This window comes from Streptococcus oralis (assembly GCF_021497885.1).
Taxonomy (GTDB): Bacteria; Bacillota; Bacilli; order Lactobacillales; family Streptococcaceae; genus Streptococcus; species Streptococcus oralis_BQ.
In genome coordinates, this window is the sequence record NZ_CP046523.1 from 1,364,777 (window position 1) to 1,384,335 (window position 19,559).

The window sequence follows — 19,559 nt, forward strand, 5'->3', positions numbered from 1 at the left end:
TATAGTTGTACTAAATATAGAGAAACTTTCCTAATAGATTTACTTAAAATAACCCTCACAAAAGAGTGATAGTATGATGTTCCAAACGCCTGAGCTAGATAGCTGTATTTCGTTTTCACGTTTGGAATTTCTTCTACAGAAATTTCAAATACCTGTTCAGCCTATTCTACCGTATCAATAAAGATTTTCTAAATTCTCTAGTAAGGGGGACGTTTCTAAGCAATCCTCTATCCTTAAATCGTAACAGAGTCCCGATCATTGATCATATAGCGTTTTAACGGAGTTAAGCTAGCTAGCCAGTACAATAAACCTCCAAAAATCGCAGTAAAGCCACTACCCGTTGTGATTAAAAAGATCGGGCTTTGAATCTGTGCTGTTACAGGGTTATAAACAAATAGTACTGCAACCAACAAGGAGATAAAGACGCAAGACAAGCCAACCAAGTTAAATCCTTTAGTAAACTCATAAGCTTTATGTCCCTCAAGGAAATAGGCTGAACGCAAATCGAGTTTTCTTTTTCTCAAGATAAAGTAGTCGACAACAATCATTCCGATAATGGGACCTTGAATATAAGCGGCTAGTGAGATAAAGGAACCGAAGTACTCTTCCACTCCTCCCCAGATGGTAAGTAGGCTCACATAAATCATAGCAATCCAAACCATTAGTTTATAGCTTACTTTTGGCATCCCGCTTTTAACAATCATACAATTCACATACGATCCTGTACCCTGAGTTCCAATATTGGCAAAGGCTACTAATAGTAAACTTAAAAGCGCAAAGGCTGGTGTGCTTAGAGTTGAAAGCATGGTTGTTGGGTCACTTTCATAGACACCTGTTTTGACAAACATGGCTAGAGCCATGACTCCACCTGTCGCAACGAAGAATGGAGCCACAACTCCGTATGATAAGGCTGTAGCCCAATAACCACTGCGTTCTGATTTTGCTAAACGCGGTAAAACCAATGCCTGTGTAGACCAAGAGAAAGCAAAGGCTACATTTCCTTCTCCAGAAAGCATGAAGCGTTCTAATGGAGTTAAATCTCCTTGGGTAGCTGGTTGAATGTTCATAATGTCAGTGATAGGCACAGCTACAAAACAGATTCCAACGATAATCAGACCGACAATCAACAAGGCGATAACCAAGAATCGATTGGTCCATTTAATCACCTCTGGCCCCCCTAGAGCAATAAGAGTTCCAAGAAGAACACAGAGTGTACCAAGAATAGGTGCCCATACTCCCTTGTCCAAACCAAGACCAAAATTATTTGCTAAATGAATCATGGAGCTGGCAAAAAGATTGGCCGCAACGGCATACCAGCCAAAGTTAGCCAAACTAATAATGGTTGATAACAGGGCTACTCCTTTTTTTCCGAGGACAGCTCTCAACCAAATCCACAAATCAATCCCATATTTAACCGCAAACAGAATTGGGAGACACTCAATAAAGACCCAAATAATATTAAAACTAAAAATATTAATCAACATCTGATTAAAAGTCAAATATTGAGCCACATAGGCTCCTTGGGTATAACACCAAGTTGCAATGGCAAAACCACTTGTCGACAGGAAGAGATCCCAGAAAGAATACTGACGATCCTTGTTGGTCATGGGAACAATACCCGTTATCGTCTCCTGTTGAATAAAGTCATTCATCTTGGACATTTTATTGAATACCTCCTGTCATGGCTAGGATAATCAGAATAAGGTTAATTAGAACTAAGCCAATGACTATAATAAAATCACTTTTTAGAAATGGCTGAGCAAACACATAGTTTGGAGATTCCATTTCTTCTAGCCTTCTTTTCGTTTCATTTGCTATTAATTCTTCAATTTCTGATGTCGGCTTCATCTCAATTCTCCTCCAAATATAAATCTAATGCAAGTTTTCCATACTGTTTGGTATAACGATACCAGATGTAGAGAAATTCACCTACTGGTTTTCCAACGCTTTCTTGGAACAGGGCCCACAAAAACCAATAATACGAAGTCACTGATACATAGGCAAAATAGTGACGTTTGGTTTTCTTGTCTGGAACTTCTTGTAGATAGATTTCAAGTACCTTTTCAGCTTCTTCCACTGTATAATTTGAACACCCGATAAAGGTTCCTAAATCTCCTGCTGGATCTCCCATACCAGAATATTCCCAATCAATCAGGCTCATTTCTCCAGCTTCATTCAACAAGAAATTTGGGCTATAAGAATCTCCATGGCAGAGAACCTTTTTCGCTTGATCTTCTTGTAAAAGCTTCTCGAGAACTGAGACATTCTGATCCAACTCTTCAAGCCCATCAAATTCAAAACGATTGCTAGCCTTTAATTTTTGTCTAAAATCATCAATTCCCTCAAATTGATCAAAAGAATGATCCGTTTTTTCTCCAGATTGGTGCAAACGTCTCAAGAGTTCCATTGCTTTTGCTACATCATCCCAATTATCATAATCTAGTTGCTTGGCGTTAGGGATAAATTCTGAAATTTTCCAGCCCTCATCCTTGTTCATAGCGACAAAAGTACGGTCAATCTTCAATTTTGCAGCAATTTCCATGGAAGCCGCTTCACTAGCACGATCGATATAATTCTCCGTTCCTCTACCTGGATGACGGTAAACATATTTCTTCCCTAGGCAGTCAAATGAAAACGAAGTGTTGGTTAAACCGTCTTTTAGAGGTTTGATATTGACAATATCTGAAGCTATACATCCTAATGTCTTACAGATGTTATCAATGATTTCCGAATTAGTATTCACCAAATAGTGTTCATCAAACTGACGCAACTCATCTAGTGAATCAAACTCCTTAACAATGTCTGCTGAATAATGTCGAGCTTCCAAAGGAAGTTCCTTGACGTGACGACTATAATAATCTTCCCAGAGCTGTTCGCGATACGGCTCATGTTTAAATTCAGTTTCTAAAATATCTACGAATTTTTCACTAAATGCACGATCAAAATAAACATGCCCCACCATAGCCCAAGTATTCGTCCCACCGATTTGAATATCGATAATCGTGTGATTGGAGTCTTCCTTAGAGCAGTATTCGTCTGTGTCCCCTTCTGCAAATATTGTAGAATAATAACCTCTGTAAATGTATCGTTCAAACGGATTTTCCACAAAATAATTATCCGACGAACAAATGTAAGTGTTAGAAAGCTGATCTCTGACTAGCATGAGAGAAGAACAGTTGTTGTACTTGTAGTAATCATTATTTACAACAATTTTAACGCCAAACTTTTCTGCCAGATAAAACATTTTTTCTTGCAGGTATCCTACAATAACTGTAATGTCCTCTATCCCTGCCTCTTGCAATTGCTTGATTTCTCTCTCAATCAAACGCTCACCTTTAACTTGAAGCAATCCTTTAGGTAGCTCATAAGACAAAGGAGCAAAGCGGCTACTCATACCTGCAGCCATGATAATGGCATTCTTCACCTGATACGGAGCCAAAGCCTCCTCACCTAAGTCAGTTAAGTGATTTTCCTCACTGATCCACTTCTCTTCTTTACATTCCTTGAGAAGATTATTTACCGTCCCCAAAGCGATGTCTAGCTGTTCAGCCAATTGTCTCTGCGTAAAGTTTTCGTCTTTGTGAGTCAACAAAAAACGTAAAAGTTTAAATTGTTTTTCTGATAGCATATCCTCAGCCTCTTTGTTCAATATTTTTGTTTATTTAATTATATGATGAACACGTGCTTTTGTCAAGTTAGATTCTATATTAAGAAAACGGATGCTCAAATCAGGCCCATCAAAATAGTAAGCAAACGAAAAAAGAACCCCAAATTTGGAGCTCTTCAAATTCATATGCCAACTAAAACAATCCACTGAATTGGAGAATTGCTTACGTAATCCTTATCTGCCGACTAAAAAGGTCCCTCGGACTATAGGGGAATTGCTTCCGCAACTCTCATCCACCGACTAAAACAATCCACTGGATCTGATGATTGCTACGCAATCTCTATCTGCCGACTAAAAAGGTCCCCCGGACCTTTTTAGCCACCTAGATATGCTTTTCTGACTTCGTCTGATGCTGCGAGTTCTTTTCCTGTTCCTGATAGGACAATCTTACCTGTTTCAAGCACATAACCTCGGTCAGAGATAGCAAGGGCCTTGTTAGCGTTCTGTTCAATTAGGAGAACCGTTGTTCCTTGCTTCTGAATATCTTGAATGATATCAAAAATTTCTTGGATAAAGATAGGAGCAAGTCCCATTGACGGCTCATCCAAGAGAAGGAGCTTAGGTGTAGACATGAGAGCGCGTCCCATAGCCAGCATCTGCTGTTCACCACCTGAAAGAGTTGCTGCATCTTGGCTTTTGCGTTCTTCCAGACGAGGAAAACGTGAGAAAACTTTTTTCAAGTTGGCTTGATTTTCCTCACGATTTTTCTTTAAAAAGGCTCCCATTTCCAAGTTTTCCATAACAGTCAAGCCTGGAAAAACATGGCGTCCCTCAGGAACTTGTGAAAGACCACCTGCCACAATTTTTTGCGCTGGCATCTTTTGAATTTCTTTTCCTAAAAACTGAATTTTACCAGCACTTGGACGAACCAAACCTGAAAGGGTACGAAGAATGGTTGTTTTACCAGCACCATTGGCACCAATCAAGGAAACAACTTCACCTTCGTTAACCTCAAAACTTACATCACGAACTGCTTGGATCATACCGTAATGCACAGAGAGGTTTTCAACTTTTAACATAGACATTAGGCTTCACCTCCTAGATAAGCTTCGATAACGCGTTTGTTGTTCTTGATCTCATCCGGAGTCCCATGAGCAATCAACCGACCATATTCGAGAACATAGATACGCTCAGTAACTTCCATAACCAAATTCATATCGTGTTCGATGAGCATGATGGTAATTTTAAATTCATCTTTGATACGACGGATCAATTCTGTCAATTCAGCTGTCTCTTGTGGATTCATCCCAGCTGCAGGTTCATCCAAAAAGAGGATCTTAGGTTCGGTTGCCAGAGCACGAACGATTTCTAATCGACGTTGTTGACCATAGGCAAGATTCTTAGCAAGAGTATCTGCGTCACTATCCAAATCAAAGATCTTCAGCAAGTCCAAAGCTTTGCTTTTTAATTCTTCCTCATTCTTATAGAAAGCAGGCAAGCGTAGAAAGCTAGCGAGGACATGTTGTTTATGATGATTTCCAAAAGCGATGAGAACATTATCTAAAACTGTCAGATCCTTGAACAAACGAATATTTTGGAAAGTACGACTGAGTCCAAGTGAAGCAATCTTATAAGGAGTTTTCCCATTTAGGAGGTGACCATCTAGTGTCACCGTACCTTCACTTGGTTCATAAACACCCGTCAAGAGATTGAAAAGGGTTGTTTTACCAGCCCCGTTTGGTCCAATCAAACCAACCAATTCTCCCTCGTTCAATTCAAGAGTGACATCTCCAACAGCTGTTAGACCGCCAAAATGTTTGGTTAACTGTTTAACTTCAAGTAGTGCCATTAGTTTTGTCCCTCCTTCTTCGATTTTTTAAAGAAACGTGATAGACTTAATTCCCATGTCCCAAGAAGTCCACCTGGTCTGAAAATCATGACCAATACAAGAGCCAAAGCGTAGATAATCATACGTACGCTTGCTACATCCTGAAGGAGCATATTTAAAATTCCTAAAACAATCGCTGAAACGATTGTACCAGTAATGGATCCAAGTCCACCAAATACAACGATAATCAACACGTTGATGGAATTAATAAAGGTGTAATCTTTTGGGACAACAGATCCGATAAAACCAGCCTGAAGTGAGCCAGCAATACTTGCTGTAATGGCACCAAAGACAAAAGCGATAATCTTGATCTTTGTAGTGTTCACCCCAACGGACTCTGCAGCAATCTCATCCTCACGAACAGATAGAGTAGAACGTCCAATTGGACTACGTAAGAAGTTGAGAGTTGCAATAGTTGTGATAATTACAAAAAGATAAACCATCTGCCAGTTGGTAAAGTTTGGAATACCCAAGATACCAGCAGCACCGTTGGTCAAACTTCCACCATTAATGATAAAGATACGAATGATTTCTGAAACACCTAGTGTTGCAACAGCCAGGTAGTCACCCTTCAAACGGAGTGTTGGAATCCCAACGAGCAAAGCGACTGCACCAGAAATCAAGGCCCCAAAGACCATTGCTCCAAAGAAGGCACCATAGGTTGGTGATTTTGAACCAATAATCGCTGCTGCATAAGCTCCAATCGCCATAAAACCTGCATGACCGAGTGAGAATTGTCCTGAAAAACCAACGATTAGGTTCAAACCTACAGCAAGGATGATATTAATCCCAATTTGTTCTAAAATTTGGACATGGAATAGATTAAGAACACCAGCAGAAACCAGTACACTGATCAGCCCATAAACTGCTAACAGAAGGAATAACCAGAGAATATTTACTTTAAGATTTGTCTTCATTGTTTACACCTTCTCTTTCACATTCTTGCCGAGGATACCTGCAGGACGAACAATCAGAATCAAAAGTAAGATTCCATATACGATAGCATCACGGAAATCAGACATACCGAAGGCAGTTGCAAAAGTTTCCAACAAGCCAATCACAAATCCCCCTAGAGCTGCACCAGGAATAATCCCGATACCACCAAGAACGGCCGCAACGAATGATTTCAGACCTGGAGTCACACCCATCAAAGGTTCAAGAGAGTTATAGTAAAGGGCGATGAGGACACCTGCTGCACCAGCAAGGGCTGAACCCAAAGCAAAGGTAAAGCTGATTGTACGATTTACGTTAATTCCCATCAATTGAGCTGCATCACTATCAACTGATACCGCACGCATGGCTTTCCCCATTTTTGTTTTTTGAACAATCACTTGCAATAAAATCATCAGGAATAAGGAAACTGCTAAAATCATTAACTGGACGTTTGTCAAGCTGATTGGCCCCAAATCATAGCGAACTGTTTGAATGGCTTGAGGAAAGGCGCGAGTATTGGCACCGACCAAGTAGACCATTCCATATTCCAGTAGGAAAGACACTCCGATGGCAGTAATCAATACAGCAATACGTGTAGAGTGTCGCAAAGGACGGTAGGCAAGAAATTCAATCACAACACCAAGCAGTGCGGTTCCTACCATTGAAATAATCAAAGCTAAAAAGAAATTCATTTGGAAAGAATTAATCAAAAAGTAACCAATAAAGGCTCCCATCATATAAATATCACCGTGGGCGAAGTTGATGAGTTTGATAATTCCATAAACCATGGTATAACCCAGGGCCAAAAGTGCATAAACACTACCCAGAATTAAACCATTCACAAGTTGTTGGAGCATAGCATTCACTCTTTTCTATCGTTATTTTTTAGAAAATTTCATTATTTTCACAAGTTCATAAACACCGAAACAGGGAGTGAGTCAAAGGCTCATTCCCCATTTCAATTACTATTCTAATGTTATGGTTTTACAACTTCTGCTTCTTCAACTTTACCGTTGTTCATGGTCATCATGTAAGCAGTTTTTACTGTATTGTGGTCAGCATCAAAGCTTGTTTGACCAGTTACACCATCAAAATCTTTGGTTTTAGCAAGGTTGTCCTTGATTTCACCTGAGTTTTTAGCACCTTTTGCAGCATTTGCTACTAGGTAAACTGAGTCATAGGCCAAAGCTGAGAATGTTGAAGGCTCTTCGTTGTATTTTGCGCGGTATGCTTCAAGGAAAGCTTTAGCTTTTGCAGAAACATCAACTGTGGTTGAGAATCCAGAGATGAAGTAAATGTTTGATGCTCTTTCAGCAGTTGCTTGTTGAACAAATTCTTCACCGTTAAATCCATCACCACCAATGATTGGTTTATCAATTCCCATTCCACGAGCTTGGTTTACAATTTTACCTGCTTCTGTGTAGTAACCTGGAACAACGATAGCGTCAAACTCTTTCCCTTTCATTTTAGTAAGGGCTGCTTGGAAGTCTGTATCACCTGCCACAAACGTTTCATCTGCTACAATCTCACCCTTGTAGGCTTCGCGGAAAGATTTAGCAATACCTTTAGCATAGTCACTAGCATTGTCCGTATAAAGAACAACCTTCTTAGCGTTCAATTTGTTTGTCACATAGTTTGAAATAATCTTCCCTTGGAAGCTATCTTGGAAAGTTCCGATAAATAGATATTCTTGACCTTTGGTCAATCCATCTTGAGTCGCACTTGGTGAGATCAATGGCACTCCTGCTTGAGTAGCGTTGGCTACAGCTGCAGCAGTTGCACCAGATGTCGCAGGTCCTACAATAGCTGCTACTTTTGATTGGGTAACAAGGTTTGTTGTAACAGAAGCTGCTTCAGCAGTTTCAGATTTGTTGTCTTTGTCTACAACTTCGATTTGTTTTCCATCAATACCACCTGCAGCATTGATTTCATCAACAGCAAGTTGAGCACCTTTTTGTTCAGAAGTACCATAGGCAGCTACAGCACCTGTTTCTTCAAAGTTAAAACCGATTTTGATAGTCTTTTCGTCTACTGGGTTACCAGTTGTATTTGACGCTCCTGACTTGACCTCTCCACAGGCAGCGAGAAGAGCTACGCTAGCAAGAGCCACAAAAGATAGGGCAAATTTTTTCTTCATTTTTAATCTCCTTATAGTTGTTTCAAAAATAGTATGTTAAGAATATACCGAATTATCAGAAAATTGTCAACACATTTATCTCATTTTTTAAATGATAACGTTTTCCTCGGTGCGATAGAGATTGCCAACAAAGGGAGTTTCTAACTCTTGAATGTGGCAACGTCTTATTTTTTTGATAAATCTTTCCTTACCTAATCTCTCAACTAAGTCATCTAGCTCCTCAGTTGGAACATAGAGCTGCAAGTAACGATGCTTCTTAGAATGGTAACAGATGTCACCGTATTCCTGAAGTTTTTTTGCATCTCGATTATAGTAAAGATAGATGATTAATCCTGAACGATTGACCTTTTCAAACATGGTGAATCCTCTTTCTAAGAAATCTTCTCCTAATTATATCAAAAAAAGCAAACTCCGTCGAGTTTGCTTTCTAGGTTGCTTAGCTCAAAGAATTGTTAGCCATGATTTCATCAATGAAGCCATATTCGAGCGTTTCTTGGGCACTCATCCAGTAATCACGTTCTGCATCTGCATGAATTTGCTCAACTGATTTACCTGAGTTATCTGCAAGGATTTGCTCCAAAGTCTTACGAGTTTTGAGCAAGTGTTCTGCAGCGATTGCCATATCTGTTTGTTGGGTACCACCACCTGTACCACCCATTGGTTGGTGAATCATGTACTCCGCATTTGGAAGCATGAAACGTTTGCCTTTTGCGCCACTTGATGCAATGACAGTCCCCATGGATGCAGCCATTCCCATAACGATTGTTTGGACATCTGCCTTGATAAAGTTCATGGTATCAACGATTGCCAAACCAGCCGAAACAGAACCTCCAGGTGTGTTGACATAAAGGTAAATATCTTTTGTGCTGTCTTGGGCATCCAAGAAGAGCAACTGGGCAATAACTGAGTTGGCCATATTATCTTCGACTGGCCCAGTTAGCATGATGATGCGGTCTTTCAGAAGACGAGAGTAAATGTCATAGGAACGTTCTCCACGGCTTGTTTGTTCAATAACTACAGGAATCATTCATTTCTCCTTTTAATGTTGAATTTTCTTAGTCATACGACTCAATACAGAACTATTATATCTTTTTGGTCAAAAAAGGTCAAATTTTTGCTCTATACTATCGACAGAAACAAAAACTCAACCTCCTTGCGAAATTAGAAACATCCTCCAATTTCATCTTTAAGACTCTATCTGAGTCTTATTTCGTACCGAACAAGCGGTCTCCCGCATCTCCGAGACCTGGAACAATATAGCCATGTTCATTCAAGTGTTCGTCCAGAGCTGCTGTAAAGATTTCGACATCTGGGTGAGCTGCTTGAAGAGCTTTCACTCCTTCTGGAGCAGCTACTAGGCAGACAAACTTGATATTTGATGCGCCACGTTTTTTAAGCGAGTCAACAGCCAAGATAGCTGATCCACCTGTTGCAAGCATTGGATCGACGACAAAGATTTGACGTTGGTCAATATCCTCAGGTAATTTCACCAAGTATTCAACTGGTTGAAGGGTTTCTTCATCACGGTACATACCGATATGACCAACTTTTGCTGCTGGAACCAAGCTCAAGAGCCCATCTACCATCCCGATACCTGCACGCAAGATTGGGACAATCGCCAATTTTTTACCAGCCAATTGTTTTTGAACGGTCTTTGTGATAGGTGTTTCGATTTCCACGTCTTCAAGTGGAAGATCACGAAGCACTTCATACCCCATCAACATTGCAATCTCATCTACTAGCTCACGAAAAGCTTTTGTAGAAGTGTCTGTACGACGCAAGATTGACAATTTGTGTTGAATGAGTGGATGATTAATGACTTCAATTTTTCCCATTTTCTGAATTCCTTCTTTCAATTTATTCTTCTTATTATATCAAAAAACGGTTTAAAAAGCTTTCTAAACCATTTATTTTTATTAATTTCTAAATCAAATCTGCCTCTTGGAGAGCTGTCTGAACAGTCTCTAATGGTAAATGGGTCAACTCAGTGCCTTTTTCGTGATAAAGGTACTGGGCATAGTCATCCATTCGGTACTGGTTGATATAAACCACGCGCTTGCAACCAACTTGTAGCAGTTGTTTGGTGCAGTTCAGACAAGGGAAATGAGTCACATAGGCTGTAAATCCTCTGGGAACCCCTCGTTCAGCTCCTTGCAAGATGGCATTGACCTCGGCGTGAAGGGTTCGGACACAGTGTCTTTCAATGACTAGACATTCGTGGTCAATACAGTGCTCCGTTCCAGATACAGAACCATTGTAACCTGTTGAAATGACCTTATTATCCTTAACGAGCACAGCTCCCACTTTGGCACGTTTACAGGTCGAACGATTGGCAATCAGTAAGGCCTGGGCTGCAAAATACTCATCCCAAGCCAGTCTTTTTTCTGTCATAAGTCTTCTCCTTGTTCTCTATTTTTTGAAAAATGGCAAGCGTAAATCCGCAATCTTTTCAGCTGGAACCTTCATTCCATCCTTGATCCATTTGAGCAGAACTGATACGATCGCAGAACTCCAAAAGGAATGAAGGTAACTGCTGACACCTTTTGATTTTCCGTGGTATTTTTCCAGAAATTCCTGCATAGCTTGGACAAAAATCTTTTCCAAGTGGTAGTCCAGAGCAAGTTGGATAACCTTGGCTTCTTTCTTGGCTGCGCGGAAAAGGTGAACCCAGACTAGATAAAGGTCGGTTTTGACATCGTAGTGGCTCAACTGTTCCATTATATTATGAACACTGCGTTTAAAAACACTTTCTAAAATTGCTTCTTTAGAATCATAATTGCGATAAAAGGCAGCGCGTGAGACACCCGCACGCTTGACCAACTCTGAAATACTGATCTTAGCCAAGTCTTTTTTCTCTAGAAGTTGCAAAAGCGCTGTTTCAATTGCTTCTCTGGTCAAAAAATTGGATTCTTGATTGGATTTTCTGAGATTTTCAAGAGATTTTTCAGATATTTTACGTTCAGACATAACAATTTCTTTCTACTTGTGACAACAGAGAGGTGGTACTTTTGTTTCAAGGGCTTTCATGATATAATTGTAAAAAAAGACAGAACCTTTGTCAATGTATAAGTGACAAAGATGGAGAATTTCTATGACTTGGAAGATTGTAGCTGACTCTGGTTGTGATTATCGTCAACTGGCAACTCCTGCTATTGATACTGAATTTGTTAGTGTTCCTTTAACCATTCAAGTAGCTGATCAGGTCTTTATCGATGATGCCAATCTCGACATTGACCACATGATGAAAACCATGTATGCGACTTCTGAGGCTTCAAAATCAGCTTGCCCTAGCCCAGATGATTACTTGCGTGCATTTGAAGGTGCTAAGCATATCTTTGTCGTTACCATCACTGGTACTCTTTCAGGTAGCCATAACAGTGCACAACTTGCTAAAAATATCTACCTCGAAGAACACCCTGACACTCAGATTCATGTGATTGATAGTTTATCTGCAGGTGGGGAAGTTGACTTGATTGTCGAAAAAATCAATGACTTGATTGACCAGGGTTTGGCTTTTGAGGAAATTGTTGAAGCTATCACAGCTTACCAAGAAAAAACAAAATTGCTCTTTGTCCTTGCTAAGGTTGATAACTTGGTGAAAAATGGTCGTTTAAGTAAGCTTATCGGTACGGTCGTTGGCCTTCTCAACATCCGTATGGTTGGGGAAGCAAGTGAAACTGGAACCCTAGAGCTTCTTCAAAAGGCTCGTGGTGCTAAAAAGTCCCTTCAAGCAGCCTATGAAGAACTCATCAAGGCTGGCTATGCTGGTGGTCGTATCGTCATGGCTCATCGCAGCAATGAAAAATTCTGTCAGCAATTGTCAGACCGCTTGCTGGAAACATTCCCACAAGCCAATATCAAAATCCTCCCAACTTCTGGTCTCTGCAGTTTTTATGCAGAAGATGGCGGTTTGTTGATGGGATATGAAATTAACTAAGATTATGAGCAACAAGAGATGCCAAGCATCTCTTGTTTTTTGTGGTACAATAGAGCTATGAAACATTTTGATACTATTGTCATCGGTGGAGGTCCTGCTGGCATGATGGCTACGATTTCTAGTAGCTTTTATGGTCAGAAAACTCTTCTCATCGAAAAAAATCGCAAACTTAGTAAAAAATTGGCCGGTACAGGCGGCGGTCGCTGCAATGTGACCAACAATGGAACTTTAGATGACCTATTAGCTGGCATCCCTGGAAATGGGCGCTTTCTTTACAGTGTCTTCTCCCAGTTTGATAACCATGATATCATCAACTTTTTTACGGAAAATGGAGTCAAACTTAAGGTCGAGGACCACGGCCGCGTCTTTCCTGCTAGTGACAAGTCTCGGACCATTATCGAGGCCTTGGAAAAGAAAATCGCTGAGCTAGGCGGACAAGTTCTCACTCAAACAGAAATTGTTTCGGTTAAAAAGATAGACAACCAGTTTGTCCTTAAGTCCGCAGACCAAACTTTCACTTGTGACAAACTGATTGTGACAACTGGTGGTAAATCCTATCCTTCCACTGGATCGACTGGATTTGGCCACGATATTGCCCGTCATTTTAAACATACCATTACCGAGCTTGAAGCCGCTGAAAGTCCATTGTTGACAGATTTTCCTCACAAAGCGCTTCAGGGGATTTCGCTGGACGATGTAACTTTAAGTTATGGCAAGCATGTCATCACTCATGATCTGCTCTTTACCCACTTTGGTTTATCTGGCCCTGCTGCCCTGCGCATGTCTAGTTTTGTCAAAGGTGGGGAGGTTATTTCACTGGATGTTTTGCCTCAACTTTCTGAGAATAACTTGGCAACCTTTCTAGAAGAAAATCGAGAAAAATCCTTGAAAAATGCTTTAAAAACTTTGCTTCCAGAACGCTTGGCAGAATTTCTTGTGCAAGGCTATCCTGAAAAAGTCAAACAGCTAACTGAAAAAGAACGGGAACAACTGCTCCAGTCCATCAAAGCACTCAAAATCCCTGTGATTGGAAAAATGTCCCTTGCCAAGTCCTTTGTTACTAAAGGTGGCGTCAGTCTCAAGGAAATCAATCCTAAAACTCTGGAAAGCAAACTCGTTCCTGGCCTCCACTTTGCTGGCGAGGTACTAGACATCAATGCCCACACAGGTGGCTTTAATATCACTTCTGCCCTCTGCACTGGCTGGGTAGCAGGCTTAAATCCAATAAATACCAAATAAGAAAGGAAGTCCTTTGGAACATATTATTTTACTAAGAGGTGTTACTCCTAATGGAAAAAATGCTATCCCGAAAATGTCATATTTGGTAGATGTTTTGACAGAAGCTGGTTTTCAACACGTTCGAACCTATATTCAAAGCGGGAATATCATTCTTGAAAGTGACTTGGACTTGGAAGAAATACGAGAACGCGTTCATACTCTGATAAAGGAAAAAATTGGGGCCGACTTAAAAATGGTTATCAAGAATAAGAACGATCTTGAAAAGATTGTTCATGAGAACCCGTTTAGAGAAGACTATCTTCATGATCGTGTACATGTGATTCTTTATCAGGGATTTATCCAAAGTCTGCCACTAGAAAAATTGAAAGCTGACTACGGTGAGGAAGAAATCTGTATAGGCGATCACTGTCTCTACCTCTACCTTCCTAGAACAGCAAAACGAAAAAAGCTCAATACCAACTATCTTGAAAAGCTGTTTGGCGTGGATTTGACCATGCGAAAGTTAAACGTCGTGGAAAAGTTACTAACAAAATAGGAAAAACAATATGAACAGACAAGAATTAGTCGAATTTGTCAACATGTGCATGATTAAAAACGGAAACAAAGTTCTAGTTCAAGATCGAGTTAGTCCCGACTGGCCCGGCATCACTTTTCCTGGTGGTCATGTAGAGCGTGGGGAATCTTTTACCGATGCAGTTATCAGAGAAGTCAAGGAAGAAACTGGACTAACCATATCCAAACCTCAACTTTGTGGTATCAAAAACTGGTACGATGACGAGGATTATCGGTATGTCGTCCTCTTTTACAAGACAGAACACTTTACTGGTGAACTCCAGTCTTCAGACGAAGGTACTGTTTGGTGGGAAGAATATGAAAATCTTTCTCGTCTAAAACTTGCAACTGAGGATATGTCAGACATGCTGCGTGTTTTTTTAGAAGACGATTTAAGTGAATTCTTTTACTACAAAGACGGTGACGACTGGCTTTATGAGTTAAAATAAAAGAGCAGAAAAAAATGACCTGAGCTTCAAAAGTTAACTTTTGAAGCTCAGATCATTTCTTAGTTCTTTTTAATCTGATAATAAATAAGGTCCGCAACGTAGTCTTTTCTCTCCACACCATTGGTAATGGTTTTTAGATAAGACATTCCCGCTTTTTCCATCACACGGCCTGAAGCTGGGTTGAGACTGGCGTAACGAGCTCTGACTTTTTGAAATCCTGCTTGAGTAAAACAAAAATCTAACACAGCTTTCAAGGCCTCCGTCATCATTCCACTGCCCCAATATTTTTTTCCTAAAATATAGCCAATTTCACAACAAGAATCATTCTCATCCATTGCAACGATACTGATATCTCCAATCACTTGCTCTGGGTTTTCCTTTAGACAAATGGCCCATTTGTAATAGTTGGGATTGGTATAGGAGGCAACCCAATTTCGAATCGAGTTTCGAGTCACCTCGACATCAGGATGGGGTTCCCAGCTGACATAGGTCAGATTCTCAGCAGATGAAGCCCAATTTTGAAACATGGCTTCTGCATCACTCTCCACAAATCTTCTCAAAATCAAACGTTCTGTCTGTAACATTTGCGTACCGATTGCTTTCATAATGTTACCTCGCTTTCTCAGCTTAAGGCAACGAGCTAAAAAAGTCCACTGGGCCTTCTTCGTTTTCTTATTTCTAAACTCAGGGTAAAAAGACTATACTCAGTAACAGCTAGGAAACAAGTGTTTTATCTAGTCCCTTGACGCAGTCGCTGTCTGGTTTGAAATGCGCTTTACCAAGCTTTTTCAAACCTAGTCATCGTTGCGGGGGTGAGACAAGGAAAATCGAACTCTACGAGTTACCGAATCTACCTCGTTTTCCTGTTTCTAGACTAGGGGTAAAAAGGCCCCCCGGACCTTCTTCGCTTTCTCATTTCTAGGCTCAGGGTAAAAACCTCCACTGGAGGTTTTTACTCCCAGAAGTCATCAAATACGGTGATTGGTAGGTGGCGTTTGTGTTGTCCTTTATGCCACCAGTTTTCAATAATCGCTTGAGCTTCTGGGCTGATTGTTTTGCCTTCTAGGTAGTCGTCAATCTCTTTATAAGTGACTCCCAAGGCTACTTCATCAGCTATCCCTGGTTTTTCTTCTTCTAGGTCTGCTGTTGGGATTTTTTCATAAAGGGCTGGGTCCGCACCAAGTTCCTTCAAGAGTTGTTTTCCTTGGCGTTTATTGAGGCGGTAAAGAGGAAGAATATCCGCACCACCGTCACCAAACTTGGTAAAAAAGCCTGTGATATTTTCCGCAGCATGATCTGTTCCAATGACCGCTCCGCTATGGGCACCCGCAAGGGCATATTGGGCAATCATACGGCTACGCGCTTTAATATTGCCCTTATTAAAGTCTGAAACAGAGCTTCCTGTCGCTTCAACTGCTACTGTTATAGCGTCAGCTGATTCCTTGATATTCACAACCAAGCTGACATCTGGCTGGATGAAAGCGAGGGCTTTTTGAGCGTCTGCTTCATCAGCTTGCACTCCGTATGGCAGGCGGACAGCGATAAATTGGTAGCTGTCATCTCCTGTCTCTGCCCGCATTTCTTCCATAGCTAATTGCGCCAAGCGCCCTGCCAAGGTTGAGTCCTGACCCCCAGAAATCCCTAGTACAAAAGTTTTAAGGAAGGGATGTTTTTTTAGGTATTTTTTTAAGAAGTCAATTGAACGACGGATTTCTTCCTGGGCATCGATTACTGGTTTGACACCCAATTGCTGGATAATGGTCTCTTGCAAACTCATTCTTCCTCTCCTTCACCAAGGGCTTCCTTGCGCATCTTATCAATCAAGTCCATCTTGTCTTGCCAAATATCACGCGCCAAGTCCACTGGATAATGTTGCGGATTGAGTACCCGTTTATACTCATCCCAAAGCTTGTCAAATTCCTTACGTGCATAGGCCTGAATCTCAGTCAAACTAGGCAAGCTATAAACTAATGTTCCTTCTTTGAAAATATCCACCAAGAGAGGAACGGCATCAAAATTACGAACGGTTTTTTTGATGTAAGTATAAGTTGGATGGAACATCTTGATTTCTGTCATGCCACTCACATCCACACCATCATAAGTAATGTAGTCACCTTCTGACTTGCCTTTTTCACGACTGGTAATGCGCCATACCTGCTTCTTACCTGGCGTAGACACTTTTTCCGCATTATTAGACAGTTTGATAGTATTGCGCATCTGACCATTTTCATCTTCGATCGCAACAATCTTATAAACTGCCCCAAGAGCTGGCTGATCATAGGCTGTAATCAGCTTGGTTCCCACACCCCAGACATCAATCTTGGCTTTTTGCATCTTGAGGTTGAGAATGGTATTTTCATCAAGGTCATTAGAAGCATAGATCTTAGCCTCTGTAAAGCCAGCCTCGTCCAGTTGCTGACGGACTTTCTTGGAAATGTAGGCGATATCCCCAGAGTCGATACGAACACCCTTAAAGTTAATCTTATCTCCCAGCTCACGCGCTACCTGAATAGCAGCTGGCACACCGATGCGAAGTGTATCATAAGTATCTACTAAAAAGACACAGTCACGATGGGTTGACGCATAGGCCTTGAAGGCTTCGTAGTCGTTTCCATAAACCTGTACCAAGGCATGGGCGTGGGTTCCTAAAACGGGAATTCCAAAGAGTTTCCCTGCACGCACATTGCTAGTCCCGTTGGCGCCACCAATCACGGCTGCGCGTGTTCCCCAGATAGCTGCATCCATTTCTTGCGCACGACGTGTCCCGAACTCCATCAAGGGTTCATCTTCGATAACCGAACGAATACGTGCTGCCTTAGTCGCTATCAAGGTTTGAAAGTTAACGATGTTTAAGAGAGCCGTTTCGACCAGCTGGCATTGGGCTAGAGGACCTTCAACTTGAACAATCGGTTCATTGGCAAAAACCAAGTCCCCTTCCTGGGCAGAACGAACCGTCAACTCCAACTTGAGATTGCGGAGGTAGTCTAAGAACGCCCCATGATAGCCAAGCGATTCCAAGTAGGCAATATCGCTATCTGAAAAGCGTAAGTCTTCAAGATAATGTACAATTCTTTCCAAACCAGCGAAAACTGCATAACCGTTGTTAAACGGTTGCTGGCGGAAGTAAACCTCAAAAACCGCCTTCTTATTGTGAATTCCTTGGTCAAAGTAAACTTGCATCATGTTAATCTGGTACAAGTCCGTGTGCAATGTCAAACTATCATCTGGATACATCTGTTTTCCTTCTTCCTACTTTACAAAGGTATGAACGTATTCTACCACTTTCACACCGTCCGATAAATTAGTACTATTATAACACATTTTACCGAGATTGATAAAAAGCTAACAAGCTATTCTCCATTCTCCAGTTCTTCCATATCTTGCTCAAACTTTTTTTGAGCCCATTCGCCAAAATTTCTTAAAGTAAGGTTTCCAATAAAAACCCATGGAAGATAGAGAAGATAAGTAAGGATCCAAGCAGACAGATATTTAAAATTCAAAGGATTATGCTGATAAATCTCAATATTGAACTGGTAGTTCTGTAGCATCAAGATGGCTGTAATTGCAAGAGTCACTACTAAGCATCCCAAAATCGTAAAATGAAAACGACTATAGTAGGTCACTCCAAGTTGTCGTGCACGATTGAAAAAGAAGAAGATTCCTAAAAGAAGGGTAACCAGAAGAATATTAGGATTAAAAAGAGCAGGTGCTAATACAGCCACCAAATAACTTAGCAGAATGAGCCCGATAAACATATAAAAAGACTCTGTCCCAGCTTTGTTGATCAGTTGTTCTTCTCTTTCGTCTAGTAATTGATAATAAAAAAATCTATTTTTCATCTTCTTCCTCCCAAAATAATTGATCTAAAGTTTTGCCTAAGCATCTGCAAATGGACTGGCAAAGGGAGAGACTAGGATTGTATTTTCCAGCTTCAATCAAGCCTATAGTTTGCCTAGTAACACCCACAGCTTCTGCCAAATCCCCTTGTGTCAAGTCAAGCTCCACACGAGCTAATTTTAATTTTAAATTTTTAGCCACTAGCGTCCTCCTTCACATTTTTAAAAAGTTGCGCTTCTTTTAAAAATATTATACCATATATCTAACTTAATGCAATATATAAATGTCATTTTGTAAGATTTTATTAACAAAAAACTCTCTACCACAGAAAATAGAGAGTGTTACCTTTAAATATAGGATTTCAAAATATCGACGACATCACTTCTTTTCTTGACCTGATAGGCCTTGATTCCCAATTTCTCAGCTGCGATTGTATTGTCCTCAATATCGTCTAGAAAGACACAATTTGTAGGATTTAGCTGGTATTTGTCGAGAATCTCCTTAAACATTGCCAAATCAGGCTTTATAGCTTTTATATCACAGGATAGGACAAAACCATCTAAAAGCTCCTTTAAGGGAGATAGTTGCTCTTCCAGCAAGCCATAAAATACCTTTGAGGTATTGGATAAGACAAAGATGCGATGCCCCTTTTTCTTTAGTTCTGACAAGACAGGAAAGACTTCCCTATAGATATCAATGTAGCTAGGCCAATTCCAGATAACTTCTTCGACCTTCTTTTGATAGGTACTTCCAATCATGGACACAACTTTAAGCACTAATTCTTGTCTCGTCATGGTACCAAGATCTAATCTTTCCCAAAGCCCCGACTGAAAGATAGTCTTATCTAACATCAGATAATCTTTCTTCGTATCCGAAACGCCTTGTAAAATCTTATCCTTGTTCCATTCTAATAAGACGTTGCCCATATCTAGTATTATGTCCATTAGCCCACCTCCTTGGTTATGTGAAGAATTACTCTC

General features: G+C 40.6%; 23 protein-coding genes. 4 read left to right on the plus strand and 19 right to left on the minus strand.

Going from position 1 to position 19,559, the window contains the following annotated elements:
- Positions 1–233: 233 nt before the first annotated feature.
- The 13 genes from GOM48_RS06880 to GOM48_RS06940 all read right to left on the minus strand — a co-directional run bounded on the left by GOM48_RS06880 (position 234) and on the right by GOM48_RS06940 (position 11,532).
- Complete coding sequence (locus GOM48_RS06880) at positions 234–1,661, minus strand: cytosine permease (RefSeq protein ID WP_235096595.1); 1,428 nt, start codon at positions 1,659–1,661, stop codon at positions 234–236.
- Position 1,662: 1 nt separating this feature from the next.
- Complete coding sequence (locus tag GOM48_RS06885) at positions 1,663–1,848, minus strand: hypothetical protein (RefSeq protein ID WP_000805401.1); 186 nt, start codon at positions 1,846–1,848, stop codon at positions 1,663–1,665.
- A gap of 1 nt (position 1,849) precedes the next feature.
- Entirely contained in the window at positions 1,850–3,628 is a 1,779-nt protein-coding gene (locus GOM48_RS06890; RefSeq protein ID WP_235096596.1) for a phosphotransferase, read from the minus strand.
- 353 nt (positions 3,629–3,981) lie between these two features.
- Positions 3,982–4,692, minus strand: coding sequence for an ABC transporter ATP-binding protein (locus tag GOM48_RS06895; RefSeq protein ID WP_235096597.1), 711 nt, complete (start codon positions 4,690–4,692; stop codon positions 3,982–3,984).
- A complete protein-coding gene (locus tag GOM48_RS06900; protein ID WP_235096598.1) occupies positions 4,692–5,456 on the minus strand; it encodes an ABC transporter ATP-binding protein in 765 nt (254 codons plus the stop codon). Before GOM48_RS06900 ends, GOM48_RS06895 begins: the two co-directional genes overlap by 1 nt.
- Positions 5,456–6,412 (minus strand): branched-chain amino acid ABC transporter permease, encoded by a 957-nt coding sequence (locus GOM48_RS06905; RefSeq protein ID WP_235096599.1) that lies wholly within the window; start codon positions 6,410–6,412, stop codon positions 5,456–5,458. Before GOM48_RS06905 ends, GOM48_RS06900 begins: the two co-directional genes overlap by 1 nt.
- 3 nt (positions 6,413–6,415) lie before the next feature.
- Complete coding sequence (locus GOM48_RS06910; protein WP_235096600.1) at positions 6,416–7,285, minus strand: branched-chain amino acid ABC transporter permease; 870 nt, start codon at positions 7,283–7,285, stop codon at positions 6,416–6,418.
- Between the two features lie 119 nt (positions 7,286–7,404).
- Positions 7,405–8,565: an ABC transporter substrate-binding protein gene (locus GOM48_RS06915; RefSeq protein ID WP_235096601.1), complete on the minus strand. Its 1,161-nt coding sequence runs from the start codon at positions 8,563–8,565 to the stop codon at positions 7,405–7,407.
- An 87-nt stretch (positions 8,566–8,652) separates the two neighbouring features.
- Entirely contained in the window at positions 8,653–8,922 is a 270-nt protein-coding gene (locus GOM48_RS06920) for a YlbG family protein (RefSeq protein WP_093586633.1), read from the minus strand.
- Positions 8,923–9,001: 79 nt separating this feature from the next.
- Positions 9,002–9,592: an ATP-dependent Clp protease proteolytic subunit ClpP gene (clpP, locus tag GOM48_RS06925; RefSeq protein WP_000613467.1), complete on the minus strand. Its 591-nt coding sequence runs from the start codon at positions 9,590–9,592 to the stop codon at positions 9,002–9,004.
- Between the two features lie 178 nt (positions 9,593–9,770).
- Positions 9,771–10,400, minus strand: coding sequence for a uracil phosphoribosyltransferase (gene upp, locus GOM48_RS06930; protein WP_025169005.1), 630 nt, complete (start codon positions 10,398–10,400; stop codon positions 9,771–9,773).
- Between the two features lie 88 nt (positions 10,401–10,488).
- Entirely contained in the window at positions 10,489–10,956 is a 468-nt protein-coding gene (locus GOM48_RS06935; protein ID WP_235096602.1) for a deoxycytidylate deaminase, read from the minus strand.
- A gap of 18 nt (positions 10,957–10,974) precedes the next feature.
- The gene (locus GOM48_RS06940; RefSeq protein WP_084946898.1) at positions 10,975–11,532 is read right to left on the minus strand and encodes a TetR/AcrR family transcriptional regulator; all 558 of its coding nucleotides are present in this window, start codon (positions 11,530–11,532) and stop codon (positions 10,975–10,977) included.
- Between the two features lie 124 nt (positions 11,533–11,656).
- On the opposite strand from GOM48_RS06940, the gene GOM48_RS06945 reads away from it, so the two are divergent.
- Genes GOM48_RS06945 through GOM48_RS06960 form a run of 4 tightly spaced genes read left to right on the plus strand, consistent with a single transcriptional unit; the run spans position 11,657 to position 14,742 of the window.
- Positions 11,657–12,502: a DegV family protein gene (locus GOM48_RS06945; protein ID WP_235096603.1), complete on the plus strand. Its 846-nt coding sequence runs from the start codon at positions 11,657–11,659 to the stop codon at positions 12,500–12,502.
- Between the two features lie 57 nt (positions 12,503–12,559).
- Positions 12,560–13,741 carry an NAD(P)/FAD-dependent oxidoreductase gene (locus GOM48_RS06950; RefSeq protein WP_321159597.1) on the plus strand — a complete coding sequence of 394 codons (1,182 nt, stop codon included), beginning with the start codon at positions 12,560–12,562 and terminating at the stop codon, positions 13,739–13,741.
- 13 nt (positions 13,742–13,754) lie between these two features.
- Positions 13,755–14,276 (plus strand): DUF1697 domain-containing protein, encoded by a 522-nt coding sequence (locus GOM48_RS06955; protein WP_235096605.1) that lies wholly within the window; start codon positions 13,755–13,757, stop codon positions 14,274–14,276.
- A 10-nt stretch (positions 14,277–14,286) separates the two neighbouring features.
- Entirely contained in the window at positions 14,287–14,742 is a 456-nt protein-coding gene (locus GOM48_RS06960) for an 8-oxo-dGTP diphosphatase (protein ID WP_235096606.1), read from the plus strand.
- Positions 14,743–14,801: 59 nt separating this feature from the next.
- On the opposite strand, the gene GOM48_RS06965 is transcribed toward GOM48_RS06960, so the two are convergent.
- The 6 genes from GOM48_RS06965 to GOM48_RS06990 form a co-directional block, all read right to left on the minus strand.
- A complete protein-coding gene (locus GOM48_RS06965) occupies positions 14,802–15,347 on the minus strand; it encodes a GNAT family N-acetyltransferase (protein ID WP_235096607.1) in 546 nt (181 codons plus the stop codon).
- Between the two features lie 347 nt (positions 15,348–15,694).
- On the minus strand, positions 15,695–16,519 hold the full coding sequence (gene nadE, locus GOM48_RS06970) for an ammonia-dependent NAD(+) synthetase (RefSeq protein WP_235096608.1): 825 nt from the start codon (positions 16,517–16,519) through the stop codon (positions 15,695–15,697).
- Complete coding sequence (locus tag GOM48_RS06975) at positions 16,516–17,976, minus strand: nicotinate phosphoribosyltransferase (RefSeq protein ID WP_235096609.1); 1,461 nt, start codon at positions 17,974–17,976, stop codon at positions 16,516–16,518. Before GOM48_RS06975 ends, nadE begins: the two co-directional genes overlap by 4 nt.
- A gap of 116 nt (positions 17,977–18,092) precedes the next feature.
- The gene (locus tag GOM48_RS06980) at positions 18,093–18,581 is read right to left on the minus strand and encodes a DUF6773 family protein (protein ID WP_235096610.1); all 489 of its coding nucleotides are present in this window, start codon (positions 18,579–18,581) and stop codon (positions 18,093–18,095) included.
- Positions 18,571–18,780, minus strand: coding sequence for a helix-turn-helix transcriptional regulator (locus GOM48_RS06985; RefSeq protein WP_001107495.1), 210 nt, complete (start codon positions 18,778–18,780; stop codon positions 18,571–18,573). Before GOM48_RS06985 ends, GOM48_RS06980 begins: the two co-directional genes overlap by 11 nt.
- Positions 18,781–18,926: 146 nt before the next feature.
- Complete coding sequence (locus GOM48_RS06990; protein WP_235096611.1) at positions 18,927–19,523, minus strand: HAD family hydrolase; 597 nt, start codon at positions 19,521–19,523, stop codon at positions 18,927–18,929.
- Positions 19,524–19,559 lie beyond the last annotated feature (36 nt).